This is a genomic window from Lacticaseibacillus sp. 53-4 (assembly GCF_016861805.1).
Classification (GTDB): domain Bacteria; phylum Bacillota; class Bacilli; order Lactobacillales; family Lactobacillaceae; genus Lacticaseibacillus.
Window position 1 is genome coordinate 121195 of the sequence record NZ_BOLT01000002.1, and the last position, 16464, is coordinate 137658.

17 protein-coding genes are annotated in these 16464 nt (G+C 54.9%); 5 read left to right on the forward strand and 12 right to left on the reverse strand.

Annotation, left to right across the window (positions count from 1 at the left end):
• Nucleotides 1–38: 38 nt before the first annotated feature.
• Nucleotides 39–833 carry a type I methionyl aminopeptidase gene (gene map, locus JUF21_RS01495; RefSeq protein WP_203662674.1) on the reverse strand — a complete coding sequence of 265 codons (795 nt, stop codon included), beginning with the start codon at nt 831–833 and terminating at the stop codon, nt 39–41.
• A 19-nt stretch (nt 834–852) separates the two neighbouring features.
• On the reverse strand, nt 853–1788 hold the full coding sequence (locus tag JUF21_RS01500) for an NAD-dependent epimerase/dehydratase family protein (protein ID WP_203662676.1): 936 nt from the start codon (nt 1786–1788) through the stop codon (nt 853–855).
• 495 nt (nt 1789–2283) lie between these two features.
• Between JUF21_RS01500 and JUF21_RS01505 the strand changes: the two genes are divergently transcribed.
• Entirely contained in the window at nt 2284–2691 is a 408-nt protein-coding gene (locus JUF21_RS01505; protein WP_203662678.1) for a hypothetical protein, read from the forward strand.
• Between the two features lie 57 nt (nt 2692–2748).
• Nucleotides 2749–4977 carry a GW dipeptide domain-containing protein gene (locus JUF21_RS01510; RefSeq protein ID WP_203662687.1) on the forward strand — a complete coding sequence of 743 codons (2229 nt, stop codon included), beginning with the start codon at nt 2749–2751 and terminating at the stop codon, nt 4975–4977.
• 116 nt (nt 4978–5093) lie between these two features.
• Here the strand turns inward: JUF21_RS01510 and JUF21_RS01515 are convergent, their stop codons facing one another.
• The gene (locus JUF21_RS01515) at nt 5094–5537 is read right to left on the reverse strand and encodes a GtrA family protein (RefSeq protein ID WP_203662689.1); all 444 of its coding nucleotides are present in this window, start codon (nt 5535–5537) and stop codon (nt 5094–5096) included.
• Between the two features lie 189 nt (nt 5538–5726).
• On the opposite strand from JUF21_RS01515, the gene JUF21_RS01520 reads away from it, so the two are divergent.
• Nucleotides 5727–6191, forward strand: coding sequence for a flavodoxin (locus JUF21_RS01520; RefSeq protein WP_203662691.1), 465 nt, complete (start codon nt 5727–5729; stop codon nt 6189–6191).
• A gap of 103 nt (nt 6192–6294) precedes the next feature.
• Nucleotides 6295–6768 carry a glutathione peroxidase gene (locus JUF21_RS01525; RefSeq protein WP_203662693.1) on the forward strand — a complete coding sequence of 158 codons (474 nt, stop codon included), beginning with the start codon at nt 6295–6297 and terminating at the stop codon, nt 6766–6768.
• A 74-nt stretch (nt 6769–6842) separates the two neighbouring features.
• Here JUF21_RS01525 and JUF21_RS01530 read toward each other — a convergent pair whose 3' ends face one another.
• The 5 genes from JUF21_RS01530 to JUF21_RS01550 form a co-directional block, all read right to left on the reverse strand.
• On the reverse strand, nt 6843–7853 hold the full coding sequence (locus JUF21_RS01530; protein ID WP_374706425.1) for a YihY/virulence factor BrkB family protein: 1011 nt from the start codon (nt 7851–7853) through the stop codon (nt 6843–6845).
• Between the two features lie 201 nt (nt 7854–8054).
• Nucleotides 8055–8867, reverse strand: coding sequence for a hypothetical protein (locus JUF21_RS01535; RefSeq protein ID WP_203662697.1), 813 nt, complete (start codon nt 8865–8867; stop codon nt 8055–8057).
• 116 nt (nt 8868–8983) lie between these two features.
• The gene (locus JUF21_RS01540) at nt 8984–9355 is read right to left on the reverse strand and encodes a hypothetical protein (protein ID WP_203662699.1); all 372 of its coding nucleotides are present in this window, start codon (nt 9353–9355) and stop codon (nt 8984–8986) included.
• A 112-nt stretch (nt 9356–9467) separates the two neighbouring features.
• Complete coding sequence (locus tag JUF21_RS01545; protein ID WP_203662701.1) at nt 9468–10826, reverse strand: DUF2252 domain-containing protein; 1359 nt, start codon at nt 10824–10826, stop codon at nt 9468–9470.
• Between the two features lie 101 nt (nt 10827–10927).
• A complete protein-coding gene (locus tag JUF21_RS01550) occupies nt 10928–11533 on the reverse strand; it encodes a TetR/AcrR family transcriptional regulator (protein ID WP_125757299.1) in 606 nt (201 codons plus the stop codon).
• A gap of 345 nt (nt 11534–11878) precedes the next feature.
• Here JUF21_RS01550 and JUF21_RS01555 point away from each other — a divergent pair, with 345 nt between their 5' ends.
• Entirely contained in the window at nt 11879–13111 is a 1233-nt protein-coding gene (locus tag JUF21_RS01555) for an aminopeptidase (RefSeq protein WP_203662703.1), read from the forward strand.
• Nucleotides 13112–13167: 56 nt separating this feature from the next.
• Here the strand turns inward: JUF21_RS01555 and JUF21_RS01560 are convergent, their stop codons facing one another.
• The 4 genes from JUF21_RS01560 to JUF21_RS01575 form a co-directional block, all read right to left on the reverse strand.
• Nucleotides 13168–14511, reverse strand: a complete 1344-nt coding sequence (locus JUF21_RS01560) for a PFL family protein (protein ID WP_203662762.1) — start codon at nt 14509–14511, stop codon at nt 13168–13170.
• A gap of 15 nt (nt 14512–14526) precedes the next feature.
• The gene (locus JUF21_RS01565) at nt 14527–14793 is read right to left on the reverse strand and encodes an ACT domain-containing protein (protein WP_125757305.1); all 267 of its coding nucleotides are present in this window, start codon (nt 14791–14793) and stop codon (nt 14527–14529) included.
• Nucleotides 14794–14905: 112 nt separating this feature from the next.
• A complete protein-coding gene (locus tag JUF21_RS01570; RefSeq protein ID WP_203662705.1) occupies nt 14906–15841 on the reverse strand; it encodes a LacI family DNA-binding transcriptional regulator in 936 nt (311 codons plus the stop codon).
• A 48-nt stretch (nt 15842–15889) separates the two neighbouring features.
• Nucleotides 15890–16330, reverse strand: a complete 441-nt coding sequence (locus JUF21_RS01575; protein WP_125757309.1) for a PTS sugar transporter subunit IIA — start codon at nt 16328–16330, stop codon at nt 15890–15892.
• Between the last annotated feature and the right edge of the window lie 134 nt (nt 16331–16464).

The following is a 16464-nucleotide window of genomic DNA, read 5'->3' on the forward strand; positions in this document are numbered from 1 at the left end:
AAAAAGCCAAACTGACTCGCGCCAGCTTGGCCAGTTAATCACAACATGTATTTAGCATCCGCTTCATGATCCTCACTGGTGAGAATCTTTGGCCCATCATCTGTAATGACCAGTGTGTGCTCGTACTGGGCGCAGTCAGAGCCGTCGGCCGTGACATAGTACTCCCAGTCATCATGAGGCACTTGCTTGGCCTTGATTTTCCATGTGCCGGTCGTAATCATCGGCTCAATCGTGATGGTCATCCCCGCCTTTAAACGCAGGCCATGGCCGGGTTCGCCGTAGTGAGGCACGTTGGGAGCTTCGTGCATCGTCGGCTGAATGCCATGACCGATCAACTCACGCACGTCGCCGTAACCCATTTCGTCCTCTGTGTAGTGCTGAATTGCGTAACCGATATCACCGAGTCGATTACCAACGACGGCCTGATCAATGCCAAGGTACAACGCTTTTTTGGTGACATCCATTAATTTTTGACGCTCAGGCGAAATTTTACCCACAGCATAGGTCCATGCTGAATCAGACATATATCCCTGCCAGTTGACGACCGTGTCGACGGTGACGATGTCGCCTTCCTTAAGATAAAGACCCTTCCGAGGAACTGAGTGTGCGACTTCGTCATTGATTGCCACGCAGGTTGCATACTTGTAGCCCTCAAACCCCAGCTCAGCCGGAATAGCCCCGTGGGACTCAATGTATTCGCGGCCCACCTTCTCAATTTCCCAGCTTGATACACCAGGCTTGATAATTTTCTTTACCGCATGGTGCATGCCTGCCAGAATTTCTCCAGACTTAGCCATGCCTTCGATTTCACGATCAGACTTTAATGTGATCAAAAAACTTGCATCTCCTTAGTTATTTGACTGATGCGACGTACTTAGCCAACCCTTCCTCGAGCGGCGTGTGCGTCATGAATCCTAATGCGTTGATTTTCGAGGCGTCCGCGTATGAATCGTGGATATCGCCTGACCGTGCCGGCTTGAAGCTGGCCTGTAACTTTTTCCCTGTCAATGTCTCAAGCTGGTTGGCCACAGACATCAGACTCGTCTGCCGGCCGTTAGCAATATTATACACATCATTGCGTGCCTCCGCTGTGTGCAACAAGCCATAGATTGCATTAACGACATCGCCGACGAAAACAAAGTCACGGGTTTGCGAACCATCCCCAAAGAATGAAAATGGTTTGTCTTGGGTCAGACAATCCAACATGATTGAAAGCACGCCGCTGTATGGCGAGGCTGGATTTTGTTTGGGGCCATAAACATTAAAGAAGCGGGCGCAAACCATCGGCATGTCATAAAGGCGACCGTAGTTGATAATTGCGCGCTCAGTCGCGTACTTGTCGACCGCGTACTGTGTTAGCGGCTGAACCGCCTGATCTTCTCGCTTAGGCATCTCAGGCAACTGACCGTAGACAGCCGCACTGCTGGAGAAGAAAAGCTTCTTGAACGGTAGCTTCTCACTCCTGAGAGTCTCAATGATATTTAAGTTGGCTTCCTGATTGACCTGATGCGTCGCATACGGGCGCTCAACCGAATCGGCGACGCTAGCAATCGCGGCCAGCAGGACATAATAGTCGAATTGCTTATCTCTCACCAGCTGACTCACGAACTCATGATCGGTGATGGAATGCTGAATAAACGTCACCCGTTCAGAGGCGGGAATATTGGCCGTGTCTCCCATTGAGAGATCATCCACGATAGTAATTGACGCATCATCTTCCTTAAGCAGTCGCTCAGTCAGGTTTGAACCAATAAAACCTGCTCCGCCCGTGATCAGATATTTGGCCATTAAGCTTTCCTCCTCTATAGAACAATCAAGTCCTACCAGTGTAAATTCTAACACACTAACGCTGCAAGCGATTATGGCCATTGCGAGCCGTCGCTGGATCAACGCTTGGAACCACCTAATGGGTCTCGCAGTGGGCAGCATTTTAGTGGGACTGAAGTGACATGATTGATTACGGCTAACACTCTGGCTCTATTACAAACACTTTTCATTTTGATGAAGTTCATTTTCCCACAAAAAGAGACTAATCGCGACTTATTGACAATTGAAAGCGTCAAACCACACGTCAAAATCTCAGAGTTCAGCTCCAAAACTGAGAAGGTTGTGAATAATCAAAGCGGGATTATTTTACTAACTCACAACAAAGTGCACGATACCTCTTCGTTGCAGAAGAAACATTACAAAGATGAAACATAACTGTGGTATCTTATCTGATAGAGGATTGTTACATAACAACGAAGTCTAAGGGGCTCAACAACAGTTTCGGGGGAGAAAATTATGAATTCATCTAAAGCATTTACCAAACTGTGGTTAATCAGCGTTCCGGTCGCCGTTTCAGCGATATTCCTTGCGCCACAGGTGCTGGCTCAACCAGTGCACGCTGATAGCCAGGTTTCAGTTCAAGCAACGCCAGTTAAGACGACCACAGGCGATGCAGCAGGATACGACTTCACCGCCAGCAACCACCACAGTCAGGCGTCAATCGAGCAGGGCACACTTGGCGACGGGGGCAACAACACGTTCACTAAGGCAGATATCAACGAATCTGGTTCGACCGCTAAAGTTCACTACCTGCGGATGCCGATGACTATTCCAGAAAACGGCGCTGCCGCTTGGCTTGCTTTTGCTAAAAAAGAAGCCGAGGCAGATTATTCTGCCACCGGCCGCAGTCAGAATATAGTTTAGCTGGCCGCAACACCACAGATCGACAGCTTTACGATTGGCCAAGCTGCCTTCCCGCGTGTGGATACGGTTGATGTTTCTTCCTATCAAAACACGATGACGCAAGCCAACTACAATACACTCAAAGCTAGTGGCGTGAAAGCCGTCATCGTCAAAGCCTCTGAAGGCACGACCTACACTAATCCGGATGCTAGCACCCAGCTAACACAAGCTCAAAACGCTGGTATGAAAATTGCGGCCTACCATTATGTCCATTTCTCAAGTACAACGACTGCAGCCGCTGAGGCAAATTACTTTGCGGCAGTCTTGAACAAACTGGGTGTTCCTAAAGGCAGCCCAGTTGTTGCTGACCTTGAGTCTGCTGATGTCGGTGGCAATGTTGGCTCAGCCCTCAACACCTTCTGGAGCACCCTAAGCAGCAGAGGATACACAAACCACGTGTTATACACTGGTAAATATTACTCCTGGTCAAACGATGCAATTGGCACTGTCGGCCAGGCGCGGACATGGATCGCTCAGTATCCGTACCAGCCGAGGGCCAATAATTTATTAAACACGACTTACGGGGCTTGGCAGTTTTCATCGCAGGCGAAGATCGCTGGTTACAGCTCAACTCTTGACGCTTCAATCGATTACACAGGTCTCTTTACTGGCTCGACAGTGGCCCCTGCTCCTCACGGCTATGACAAAGTCACCAGTACAAGAGCCATCAATCTGCCCGGCACGGTCGACCAGAGCATTCGCCAGGACGGTTTCTATTCGGCGCCGTATAACACAGATTCAATGACCACGATCGAAAACCATAACGCCAAATTATTCAATGGCCAGACTGTGCAAATCTTGCAAGAAGCCACCACCAGCCGCAGTGCATCAGCTGGAAATACTTTTTATCAGATTCGCTTTTTCAATGGGAAGACTTACTGGACCGATTCACGTGCCATCAAAGTTCACTCATTCTATCAGGAATCAAACACTAAGAATGTTAACTACAAAGCCAAGATTGCACAGGCTGGGCGAAGTGATGGACTATACCCAGATGGCCCCTACTACACGAAGCTCTCGAACATTTTTGAGAACAGCAATGCACCGCGATTCAATGGCCAGACTGTGTCCGTGTCTCAAGAAACGACGACTCCGACAGGCACCTATGTTCGAGTAACACTAAACAATGGTCAGGTTGAATGGATCGATAAGAAGGGCATCACAACTGACACGTACGACAAAGTGACCTCTTCCAGCCAGTTGAATCAAGTGGGACGGATTGAACAAGCCGGCCGGGCCGATGGGCTGTACTCAGCCCCTTACAACACGAATGCCGCTACCGTGACGCCAAACAGCAACGCAAAGCTATTCAACGACCAAGGTGTCCAAATCCTCGCCAAAGAGACTACCAATCGTGCTGGCGGTCACAACACGTTCTATAAGCTGCGTCTTCGCAATGGGAACATCCACTGGATCGATGCTGATGGTGTAAAGCTGATCGCAGTGAACCACATCACAAGTAAACAGGCCCTTAATCTCCAAGGCCGGATCAATCAAGCAGGCCGTTCGGATGGCCTTTATTCAGCGCCATGGAACACAGATTACCTCAGCATCGATGAAAATCACAATGCCCCTGCATTTAATGGCCAAACGGTTCAGGTGAAGGCTGAAGCAACGACTGACCGCAGTGTCTCAGCGGGCAATCACTTCTACCAAATTAAGCTGAGCGACGGGCGTCTCTACTGGATCGATGCTCGCGGCGTCAATACCACTGGGTTGGAGCAGCCAACCCACCAGAAGACCGTAAATTACACAGCTGTGATTTGGCAGACCAATCGTGCCGATGGGCTTTACAACCATCCTTACGGCAGTAATGCGGACAGCGTCAAGCAAAACACTGATGCTAAGCAGTACAATGGTCGCGGGGTTGTGGTAACCGCTGAAGCCACCACCAAACAAGGCACCTACGCGAAGGTGACCTTACCAGACGGCGGCGTCAAATGGATCGACAAACGCGCCCTTACCCCGATCACTTACGATAAAATAACCAAAACCACGACCATCAACAAGCAGGGTCACATCCGTCAAAGTGGCCGATCTGATGGGCTCTACTCTGCCCCGTACTACACTGACGCAATGTCTGTGCTTGAGAACCACAACGCCCTTAGCTTCAACAACCAAGTTGTTCAGGTTCTGACTGAAGCAATCACCACTCGCAGCAGTAAGTCTGGCAATGATTTTTACCAGATTCGGCTGGCCAACGGGCGTATTCTTTGGATCGATGCTCGCGGCGTGAAGCTCAACTAGCTCCACCTTTTCATCTGAATAAACCACAAACGCGCATGGCACTCATTTCCGAGTGTCATGCGCGTTTGTGGCTGAACTAAAAATAGGCTTGATAACCTGCCTCAGTTGGCAATACGTCACTGGCGATCACGCCTCGGTGAGGTAAAAATGAACAGCTTACTGAACACATAATTGACCACGACCACCAACACTTGGGTAATCAGCTTAGCGATTAGGTCATTTCCGCTCATTACATCAATGATCAGCCACATTGTGAACATGTCGAGTCCGTATGAGAAAATCCGGGCAACAAGGAATTTCACAAATTCCCAGAGTAACCCCAGACGATTGGTCGTTTGGGTATGAAAAACCCAGAGTTTGTTGGTGACAAAGGCAAAAAGTACTGACAAAACCCAGGAAATCGTGTTGGAGATTGGCCAGGAAAAACCCATATTTCGGTAAGCAACAGCGAAGGAAACAATGTTAACAACAGTGGCGAGACCGCCAAAAAACAAATAGGTAAAGACGTCCCAAAGATGTTTAGCTTCAAGATATTGACGAAATTTGCGATACAGACGCATGCCGCTGCCCTCCTAAATTCAATAGTCCCATCATGACACAAAGCAAGCCAGCGAACCACTGGCGATTCCCCAGTCGTCGCCCAAACTTATACTTTCAAACGGGTAATCAGACGCTTTTGCTAAATCGCCCTTCTCTGTTAAAATGGAAACCGTTGAAAAAATGAACCATCAACTGAAGGGACAAACAACATGCCAACTGCAAAAATCGTTTACGCCAGCCTAACTGGTAACAATGAAGAAATCGCTGACATCGTCAGCGAGGAGCTCGAAAAATACGGTTACACCGTCGATACCACTGAAGTCAGCCAGGCCATGGCCGAAGACTTCAAAGATGCAGACATTTGCGTCACCGCCACCTACACCTACTCTGACGGAGATGTTGGGATCCTGCCCGACGAATCTTTAGACTTTTATGATGACCTCAAAGCAACTGACCTCAAAGGTAAAGTTTATGGCTGTTGTGGCAGCGGCGACCATTTCTACGACGACTTTGCGACCGCTGTCGACGATTTCGACAAGGCCTTTGCCCAGGCTGGGGCCACCAAGGGAGCAGAGAACGTAAAAATCGACCTTTCCCCGGAGGATGATGACATCAAAACGTTAGAAAAGTTCACCAAGCAGTTAGTCGAAAAAGCGCAAGAATTGAACGCCTGAACAACCTGCGCAAACCGTGATATTTAACTTTACTTGGCTCTAATTAACTTGTACTCTATCTATTTTTCGCAGTACAATGATCGCAGTAAAGGAGGCGCCGTTAATGAGTATCTATGATTACACTCTTACCTTGGAAGACGGTACCAAGTATCCATTAAGCAAGTATCGGGGCCACCCGATGGTCATCGTCAACACCGCCACCAAGTGCGGGTTTGCCCCGCAGTTCGGCCAGCTGGAAGAGATTTACAAAGACTACGAGGACAAGGGGTTGGTCATTCTCGGCTTCCCGTCTGATCAGTTCCACCAGGAAATTGGCGACGGCAAGGCGGCCGCGCAAGCCTGCCGCACCACTTACGGCGTGACCTTCCCGATGCACGAAGTCGGGCCAGTCAACGGCGAAGACGCCCAGCCGCTGTTCGGCTACTTGACCGAACAAGCGCCAGGCGCCTTAGGTTCCAAAAAAATCAAATGGAACTTCACCAAATTTTTGGTCGACCGCGACGGCAATGTGGTTGAACGCTTCGCCCCGAAGACGAAGCCGGAGGCCATGGTCCCGGCCATCGAAAAACTGCTGTAATGCAAAAACGTCAATCTCAGGAAGTGAAGCACCCATGGGCGCGCTGAGATTGACGTTTTTTATGTGGCCACCGCTTACTTGAACAGACTGTCAGTCCGTCGCGCGACCAGCTCGTCGCGGTTTTTCCGGACGAAATCGTGGACCTTCCCTCGACTGCTTTTGGGGTGGCCGCCGTAGTACTCGGCGATGATGGCGTTAACCACCACGCCGATTAGCCACAGCATGGCCATGACATCCAGCCACAGCAGAAGCACGATCACCGTCGACAACGTACCGTACGTCGAGATGCGGGTGCCAAAGTGCCGCATGTACCAGGAGAACCCCTGCCCAAGCGCCAGCCAGCCGACCACGGTCAGCGTGCCACCAGGCAAAATGGTCCAGAATTTGATCCGCGCGTTGGGGAGGAAGAAGTCGATGACGAAAATGATCACAAACAGCGCCGTCAAGGTCACCGGCCAGCGCCAGGTGTTAAAGGTCTCCAGCCACGCCGTCGACAGGTGCAGCGCCGGCACCAGCCACTCGAGAAACTGCCGACCAAAGGTGTACGCGACCATGACGCCGCCGAGCATCAGCACCAGCATAAACAGCATCAGCATGGACAGCAACCGCTGCACCAGGTAGTTCTGCCGCGGCTTGACGTCGTAGGCGCGGTTAAATCCGGTTTTCAGACCGTTGATGGCCAGTCCCGCGGTCCACAGGGTCACGAGCCCGGCGGCCGACAGCACGGAGCCTGAAGACGTCGCAATCAGGTTTTTGATGACAGGATTAATAAAATTCATCACGTCGGTGGGAATCACCTGGGTCAAATAGCCCTGAATCTGAAAATAGCTGAAGCCAAAAAACGGCAGCAGGTTCCCCACCACAATGAAGATTGGAAAAAGTGACAGCAGCGTGTAATACGCCAAGGCCGCCGACATCACGCCAATTTGCGCGTCCATCACGCGGTCGACCATCAGCTTGATGGCTTCGCGCAGCTTGATGCCGCGGGAAACACGAATGCTGGCGAGCGGCACCTGCCCGGCGTGCACGGCCTGTTTCTGCGCCTCTGTGAGTCTGGTTTTGCGCCGCTTGCCGCGGTTGATCACCGCTTTGGGGCCGCTGCTCATCACTTTTCCCTCCTTCCATAACCGCTTCTTTATATCTCTTGTTAATTATACCAAAGTGGCCGGTGCGATAGGCAGAAACCTGGCAGCGCAAGCCCAATGAAAAAGCCCGGCGGCCAAATCGGCACACCAGGCTTAGGCAACGCTGGCAACAAACTCAGGCCAGCGTCGGTATGACATTGTTTATTTCAAATCGATCGCCGTCTGCAGCGCTTTGATGGGATCGGTGCTGGACACGGTGTACAGCGCGTTGCCTTCACGCCAGGTCACGCTGTTTTGCCGCGTGTTGGTACTGGTGGTGGTCAAACTGATAGCGCCATGACCAGCCGGAACCGGCAGCATTTCCTTGCTCAGCAGACTGGTGACCTGGTTAGCCAGCGGCAGCGGTTGTTCCCCGTTGATGGTCGCTGACTGCAGCGACACGGACCAGTGGCCCTCAGCCCAGGTCAGGTAGGTCGAGCCCGCCGCGCCTTCTTCCGTCGCCATTAGGTTGTCGCCGACGCTGACAGTGGGCAAACCCTGCTCGACCGGTCGATAGTTGATTTGTGCCTCAGCGGCGGCCGGCGTCGCGTATGTCACCTTTTTGATCGCAACTGGTGCAATCAGGCCGTCTAGGCTCGGGTCGTTGAACGGCAGGGAACTGCCTTCACTCAGGTACAGGCCGTAGTTGGCGCTGTTACCGATCGCCTGAACGTTCAGGTTCTTGCCCGCAGCCGCCGTGTAGTTGCTCGGAAACTTGGCCCCTGGCATCTTGGCCTGAACCGCCTGCTTCATGGTGGTATAGCGGTCAGAGGTGGCACTGCTTGAGGCACTGGAAGCCGTCTGCTTGGCGGCCGGTGCCGCTTTCGTCTTACTGTTCTTCTTCGTGGCTTTTTTCTCGACCTTGCTGGAGCTGGCTTTGCTGCTGGAAGAATCATTGGCGCTGGATGAATTCCCGCACGCCGCAGTCCCCAGGACCAGCAGCGTCAAAGGAATCAGTAAAATAGTTTTCTTCATAACTAATCGCCTCCAAGGTAACCTGCTTACGGTGTTATTATACCCGAAGTGGCCGCCTAGTGGTTCATTTATGAAGCCGCATGACATAATCGTTAGAATCGCGCAGACGCTGCATTTCAACTGAGGTAGCCGATGAGGGTCAGCCGCAGCAAGTCGGGCCTAGCCAAAATGAACTCATACTGGGCCGTGTGCAGGAAAAACTGCTGCACGGCTTGTACCGGCACGTCAAAATAAGCGGCGTAGATGAAGTGGCGCGGCTGCATGTGCAGGGCGAGCCCCATGCTTGCTCGCCGCAGCAGCTGGCCAACCTGCGCGGCAAAAACTTCTTGCGTCAGCGGGTCTTTCGGCCCCCCAAGGACACTGCCGGCAAGCGGCTGCCACGCATCGGAAAAACTGAACAGCAGCGCGATCAGTTCGGGCGCCGTCAGTGTGATCACAGGCTTTTCGGCGGCCATGTCCAAGACCAGCTCGCTCAGCGTTTGCGCCATGACTTTTCCCCACCTTTCCTGGTGGGTTAAGCGTAGAAAGGAACCGCCGGCGAGTCAACGAATTCGACTCACGCAAAAGGCGCCGAAAAGTTCTCGGCGCCGCTCAGCAAAATCAGTCGTATTTTTCGATGAAGGCCGCGTAATCGGCTGTGACCTGATGCAGGTAGTCCTTGGCCCAGTGCTGGATCGCCGCGTCAAAATCCTTGTTCATGTACCCGGCAGCGACTGCGGCCATCGGACTTTGGGCGTGCGCCATTGCCAGCAGGTACCCGCACAGGCGGCAGTATGCCTGGTACTGCGTCCATGACAGCGAAGCGACGTCGATCGACCCCTTCATGTCGCGGAACTGACGCACGTAAAAGCTTTTGCCAAACGCGGTGAACCAGCCCAGAAACGGGTCCGAGGCTTTTTGCAGGATCTGCGTGGACGAAATAATGCGTTGACCTTCGCTGACTTCCTGATTCAGCGTGACCTCCAGCCGCGATGGCAGCAGATCCCGCCGCCTTGGCAGCGCCTCTTTGACCTGCAGGACCAGGTGCGAGCCGCCCAGACCGGTCAAAAGCATGAGGTAGCTGCTGGTGCCGAAGCTCCCGATGCCGACGGAGTGCCGAATGATGTCGGTGATGTGGTACTGCCCCAAAAGCAGTGCGACGTCTGCGCGGGTTGTCTGCTGGTACTGCAAGAAGCCGTGCATCATCCCGATTTCCTGACCTTGTTCCAGGTGGACCGTGCGCGGCGGATCATCCTTGAACCGCAGGTGGGTGCCGTGCAGCTCGGTGAATTTTTTGACGACGGATTCGTTGTCGCGATTGGCCGCCTTTTTGACCACATCGCGCACGAACTGCGCGTCCTCCTCGTCGGGCAGCTCAGCCACCAGATTGGCCACCGCCGTGCTAGCATAGAAGCGTTCGAGCGCACCGGTTTTGAACGCCTTCTTCAAGGTCTTGCGGTAAGTGCGCGCGACCTCCTTGACCAGCTGGTCGACGTCAGTCTCGCCGAAGTGCTCCTGACCGGCAAACAGGTAGATCGAGGTCGTCAGCCGCTTCACGTCAAATTCAAACGAGTTGGGCGCCGCCTCATCGAAGTCGTTAAGGTCAAACAGCATGTTGCGCTCGGGCGACGCGTAGAAGCCGAAGTTTTGCAGGTGGGCATCCCCGTCGGTCAAAACGCGCAAGTGCGACTGCGGCTCGTGGCTGAGGTCATAGGCCATCAGCTCCGCCGTCCCGCGAAAAAAGGCCGCCGGATTGGCCCCCATCTTCTGGTGGCGCTGCGGTAGCAGTTCCTGAATCAAGTTGGCTTCGATGGCATCGATGAAGGCGACCGGGTCGCGCTTGATGATTGGCCGCTTACCCAGCGCAGCCAGCGGCACTGTCTCCCGCTGCGCCTTACCCAGATCGTGCAAGGCCGTGATGTTCGTGATATTAGTCTGCCGCTGAAGCTTCTTAAGTTCCTCGATCATTTCTGCACGCATGCAAGCACCCACTTTCCGCTTTCAACTTAGCGCAAGCAATCCACTTGTGCAAGCGCATAAAAAAAGAAAGCCGATACGACTTTCTTTCAGGTCAGCTAGTTCTATTCAGCCTTTTTCAGCGCCTCGCGCAGGTCCATTTTCACCGAATCCTTGGCGAAGCGCTTGTTGATGATGAAGTCATGAATCACGGCCTGCAAGATCTCAATCATCTGCTCGCGCGAGATTTCGATGAAGTCCGGCGCCATTAAGTTCGCGATCCCAGTTGCCACGATCCATAAGCCGGAAATCGTGTTGCGGCGCTGCTCCTCGCTGATCTGCTCAGCCGGCGCGTACTGGTCCAGCCGTTCGATGGCGGTCGTGAACGCAAATTCCCGCATGTCCTCGACGCCGAAGTGGTCCTCGATGAAGACCGCCCGGTACAGAGCCGGGTTGTCCAGCGCAAAATTGATGTACGCCAGCCCAAGGTCGACGATGGGATCGGTGGTGAAGCGGCGGCTCATTTTGGTCTGCAAGGTCTCTTTGATCTCGTCCAGGACCGCCTGCTTGAGGTCCGCCATGTTGGTAAATTCCAAGTAAATCGGCTGCGTAGAGCAACCCATGCGCTTGGCGATGTTGCGCGCGGTGAAGTGCTTAAAGCCCTCTTCGACCACCAGCGCATACGCCGCGTTCAAAATCTGGTCGTGCGTGATTGTTTTTTTCCTTGCCATTAAAGTTCCCCCTAAATCCTGAAAGCTCTGTTAAACCATAAACCCCCTACACAAAACGCTTACACTTACCTGGTTATTTTAACAGATTGGGGTATAAAGACAATGATTATCTAACAATTTTTCTAATAAAGCAGGCCGCCTGTATCCCTTGAGTACCACCGCCTCTAACGCTCCGTTGCCTGGGTGAACAATTGTTATTCGGGCGTTATCTGGGACCATTATGGCAAAGTGATGGGTGTTGTATAATCATCTATACCGACCCGCTTGAAGATAAGAAATCCGAAACTGATTGAGCCTGCCTCTGCAAGCGGCTAAAATAAGAGCAAACCAAAGGAGGATAACGGCATGACACTACCGAATTTTGATCAACTGCTCGACAAGTACGCGGCACTTGCGGTGGATACCGGCGTGGGAGTGAAACCCGGCGACACGGTCTACTTGCAAGTCGCGACCGACCAGCGGCCGCTGGCCCACCGCATCATTGAAACAGCCTACGCGCGCGGCGCGGCTGAGGTGCAGGTCTGGTGGCAAGACGATTTTCAAAAGCGCCAAGACATGTTTCACCTCGCCGACGACCGGCTGAAGCAGCAAGCCCCGCAGACCAAGGTCATGTTCGACTACTGGCTGAACCACGCGGCCAAGCGGATCACTGTGACCTCCAGCGACCCGGACAACCTGGCCGGCGTGGATCCGGCACGCGTGGCCGCCTACCAAAGCGGCTTCCAGAAAAGCTACGCGGCCCTGAGTGCGGCAATTTCCGGCAACCAAATTGCCTGGACCATCATCGGCGCCGCGTCGCCGAAGTGGGCGGCCAAGGTCTTCCCCGACGAGGACCCGGAAACGGCGACCGACAAGCTGTGGGATGCCATTTTCAAAACGGTCCGTATCTACGAAACAGACCCGGAAGCTGCGTGGGCCAAGCATGAGGCCCGGCTGCGCGAGAAAGCCGACTGGCTGAACGCCGAGCAGTTCGACGCCTTGCACTACCAGGCGCCGGGCACGGACCTCACCGTCGGCCTGCCGACCGGCCATATCTGGAATGGCGGCAGCGGGGAAAACGCCAAGGGCGAAGTCTTCACCGCGAACATGCCGACCGAAGAAGTCTTCACTGCCCCGGACAACCGCCGCATTGACGGCACAGTGGCGTCCACCAAGCCGTTGTCTTATTCCGGCAGCATTTTGCAGGACATGCACTTCACCTTCAAAAATGGCCAGGTCGTATCGGCCCATGCCGGCCAAGGCGATGCGGTCCTGCAGCACCTGCTGGCCATTCCGGGCGCGCGCTCGTTGGGCGAGATCTCGCTGGTGCCCGACCCGTCGCCGATCAGCCAGTCAGGCCTGATTTTCTTCAGCACGCTGTACGACGAAAACGCGTCAGATCACATGGCGCTGGGCATGGCCTACTCGTTCTCGCTTGAAGGCGGCACCAAGCTGACGCCGGCTGAGCTGACCGCCCGCGGCCTGAACGTTGCCGACACCCATGTCGATTTCATGATGGGCTCGGCGCAGATGGCCATCGATGGTATCAAGAAGGACGGCACCGTGGTTCCAATTTTCCGCAATGGCGATTGGGCCTGACTTAACGCTAATCAAAACAAAATCAGCAGCCTTTGCGAAGAGGACTGCTGATTTTTTTAGTTCTTGAAGCTGTGGATCGGGGCGGGAATCTGGCCGCCGCGGTTGACGAACACGCTGGCGTCCCCGTCATTGACAGCCATGATTGGCGCGCGGCCGAACAGCCCGCCGAATTCGATGGTCTCACCGACGTCCTTCCCCGGCACCGGAATCACGCGCACCGCGGTGGTCTTATTGTTCACGATGCCGATGGCCGCCTCGTCGGCGATCATGCCGCTGATGGTAGTGGCAGGCGTCTTGCCCGGAATCGCGATCATGTCCAGGCCAACCGAGCATACCGCCGTCATCGCCTCGAGCTTTTCGATGGTGATCTGGCCGGCCGCCGCGGCGGCGATCATGTTCGCGTCCTCAGACACCGGAATGAAGGCCCCTGAGAGCCCGCCCACTTTTTCCGCGGCCATGATGCCGCCTTTTTTGACGGCGTCGTTGAGCAGCGCCAGCGCCGCGGTGGTACCCGGCGTGCCGACATGACTCAGGCCCAGCGTCTCCAGAATCTGCGCCACAGAATCATTGCGCGCCGGGGTCGGGGCCAGCGACAAGTCGACAATGTTGAAGGGAACCCCCAGCCGCTCGGCCGCGACCTTGCCCACAAACTGGCCCATCCGCGAGACCTTGAAGGCGGTTTGCTTGATCTGCTCGCAGACCTGCTCAAACGTCGCGTGCGGCTGGTCCGCCAGCGCGCGCTGGACCACCCCGGGACCGGAGACGCCGGTGTTGATGGCCACGTCGCCTTCCGACACGCCCCAAAACGCGCCCGCCATGAACGGATTGTCCTCCACCGCATTGGCAAAAATCACCAGCTTCATCGCGTTGACCGGATCGATCGTCGATACGTCCTTGACGACCTGGCCCATCAGCTTCACGGCGTCCATGTTGAGGCCACTGCGAGTCGCCCCGACGTTCACCGAGGCGCAGACGCGCTCGGTGGTGGCAAGCGCCTCGGGTAAGCTGTTGATCAACGCGACGTCGGCTGGTGTGCAGCCCGCCTGCACGGTCGCAGAGTAGCCGCCGATCAGGTCGACTTGCACCGCCTTGGCCGCTTGGTCCATCGCCTGCGCAATGGCGGGAAAATTGGGCTTGGGGTCGCTGCCGGCCAGCAGCGCCACCGGGGTGACACTGATGCGCTTATTGACAATCGGGATCCCGAATTCATTTTCGATCGCGTCCGCCACCGCTACGAGGTTAGCGGCCTTGGCGGTGATCTTATCGTAGATCCGCGCAGCAGTGGTGCTGGTGTCGCCCGTGATGCAGTCCAGCAGTGAGATGCCCATGGTGATGGTGCGAATGTCGAGGTTCTCCTCGCTGATCATTTCGATGGTTTCTTTGATCTGATTGCTTTCCATCATGCGCCTCCTGGGTTACAGCTTGTGCATCGCGTCAAAAATCTCCTGCCGCGCGATTTTGACCTCGACACCAATGTCTGCGCCCAAGTCCTGCAGCTGCGTTTTAACGGCCGTGAAGTCCGCCTCAGCCGGCAGCTGCGCCAGAAGCATCATGGTGAACGCCCCGCGCATGATGGTCTGCGACACGTCCAAAATATTGACGTCCAGGGCCGCCAGCTTGGTTGTGACGGCCGCGATGATGCCCACCTTATCCGTCCCGATGACCGTGATGATGACTTGCATGAAACCGCCTCCTGAGTGTTAAGTTGCTCTTAGTTTAGCATACCGAAAGCGCGCCTGGCGGGTTTTTCAGTGGTTGCAAAAAGTGGCCCGCAACAAGCGGGCCACTGTTGGCTTAACCTCTGGCAATAAACTGCGACGTAATCTCGACACGGCCATGCTTGGCCCCAGTCGCCAAAGCCAGCGCGGCCTGGCCGACGGCGTCAAGGTGGTGATCGATGGTCGAAATGCCCATCAAGCGGCCGGCGGTTTCGTTCTCCTGACCCATCATCGCCGGTGGCTGCAGGCCGTGTTCCACGTAGTACTCCAGCACCCCGGCGGCGATGTCGTCGCCGTTTGAGAACACGAAGTCCGGCTGCAGCTTGGCAAAAAACGCCCCGGCGGCCTTGCCGTCCTCGTTGGTCATCGAGCCCACCCAGTTGCGCGTCGGATCCGGCGGCGTGCCAAACACGGCGGTGTAGGCCTCGACCATGGTGCGCGAGGTTGCAGACAGCTTGGGCTCACGCGGCAGCATCAGACTGACGTGCTGATAGCCGCGGGCGCGAATCCATTCAAACGCCTGGCGGTAGCTGTCCTTGCGGTCGGTGAAGGCCGCGGCGATGTCAACGGCACCTGGGTCCTCGCACACCACCACCGGGCCGAACTGCTGGTACTTGGCCAAGTCGGCCAGCGGGCTTTCGTGCGAGGTGAAAATCAGACCGTCAAAGGAGCGGCGACGGAACTGCTCCAGGAATTGTTTTTCCAGCTTGGGCTGGTAATTAGACGGCAGCAGGGTCACCTGATAGCCTTGCGCAAAGGCGGCCTCCGTGATGCTTTGCATGAGCGCCGTGTAGTACGGGTGCACGAAGATCGGCAAGACGACCCCGATTTTCATGGTCTTGCCGCGGCTCAGGTCGCGGGCAACTTCGCTGGGCGCGTAATCCAGCTCGTCGATCACCGCCTGGACCTTAGCCCGGACAGCGTCTGAGACATATTTTCGATGGTTCAGCACCCGGGAAACGGTCGAAACCGAGTAGCCGCTGATGCGCGCAATGTCGTGAATGTTTGTCATGATGATCCTCCGCCTCTTAGTGTAGCAGAAGCGTTGCGGCGATGCGCCTTATTCAGCCAGCAGTGTGCGGGCGAATTGCTCGACCTGTTTAGCCGCGCTTGGCACACCGGCATCCAGCTTGCGGCGAATGCGTGTCAGCACCGCCTGCTTTTCCTCATCGCTGTGATCGCCTGGCATGGCCAAAATGACCAGCTGGGACACCGCATGAGCACCCTCACCTGAGCCCCATGCCACCGGCTTGGCCAGCGTCACCAGCAGCGTCCGCGGCGCCTTTAAAGTATCACTTGACGCGTACACGATCACGGCCTGCTCCCCGGCGAATTGCGCGCCTTGCGCCTCGCTGGCCAACATGCTGGCGTGCAGCGCAGTCTCGTCCAGCTTGAAGGCCTTGGCCGCCTGCTTGGCTGCCTCGGCCAGCGCGCCAAGCTCCGACTGATCCGCCAACTCCAGGTTCACTAAGGCAGTTTTACGAAATAATGTGTCAAACATGATGACGACCTCCTATGATTGCCATGCGCTTCGCCGCGGATCGAATCGCTGTTTCTATCAACAAGGTCACTGTAAATTGTGGGACGGGTTTCAGGTCAAGCGCTTTCACGAAAAAAGTTGAAAAAATTTTTCAA

Excerpts from the sequence above, each read along its gene's own strand:
- JUF21_RS01500 (WP_203662676.1), bottom strand. The coding sequence starts at position 1,788 with ATGGCCAAATATCTGATCACGGGCGGAGCAGGTTTTATTGGTTCAAAC.
- JUF21_RS01505 (WP_203662678.1), top strand. The coding sequence starts at position 2,284 with ATGAATTCATCTAAAGCATTTACCAAACTGTGGTTAATCAGCGTTCCG.
- JUF21_RS01515 (WP_203662689.1), bottom strand. The coding sequence starts at position 5,537 with ATGCGTCTGTATCGCAAATTTCGTCAATATCTTGAAGCTAAACATCTT.
- JUF21_RS01520 (WP_203662691.1), top strand. The coding sequence starts at position 5,727 with ATGCCAACTGCAAAAATCGTTTACGCCAGCCTAACTGGTAACAATGAA.
- JUF21_RS01525 (WP_203662693.1), top strand. The coding sequence starts at position 6,295 with ATGAGTATCTATGATTACACTCTTACCTTGGAAGACGGTACCAAGTAT.
- JUF21_RS01535 (WP_203662697.1), bottom strand. The coding sequence starts at position 8,867 with ATGAAGAAAACTATTTTACTGATTCCTTTGACGCTGCTGGTCCTGGGG.
- JUF21_RS01540 (WP_203662699.1), bottom strand. The coding sequence starts at position 9,355 with ATGGCGCAAACGCTGAGCGAGCTGGTCTTGGACATGGCCGCCGAAAAG.
- JUF21_RS01545 (WP_203662701.1), bottom strand. The coding sequence starts at position 10,826 with ATGCGTGCAGAAATGATCGAGGAACTTAAGAAGCTTCAGCGGCAGACT.
- JUF21_RS01550 (WP_125757299.1), bottom strand. The coding sequence starts at position 11,533 with ATGGCAAGGAAAAAAACAATCACGCACGACCAGATTTTGAACGCGGCG.
- JUF21_RS01555 (WP_203662703.1), top strand. The coding sequence starts at position 11,879 with ATGACACTACCGAATTTTGATCAACTGCTCGACAAGTACGCGGCACTT.
- JUF21_RS01560 (WP_203662762.1), bottom strand. The coding sequence starts at position 14,511 with ATGGAAAGCAATCAGATCAAAGAAACCATCGAAATGATCAGCGAGGAG.
- JUF21_RS01565 (WP_125757305.1), bottom strand. The coding sequence starts at position 14,793 with ATGCAAGTCATCATCACGGTCATCGGGACGGATAAGGTGGGCATCATC.
- JUF21_RS01570 (WP_203662705.1), bottom strand. The coding sequence starts at position 15,841 with ATGACAAACATTCACGACATTGCGCGCATCAGCGGCTACTCGGTTTCG.
- JUF21_RS01575 (WP_125757309.1), bottom strand. The coding sequence starts at position 16,330 with ATGTTTGACACATTATTTCGTAAAACTGCCTTAGTGAACCTGGAGTTG.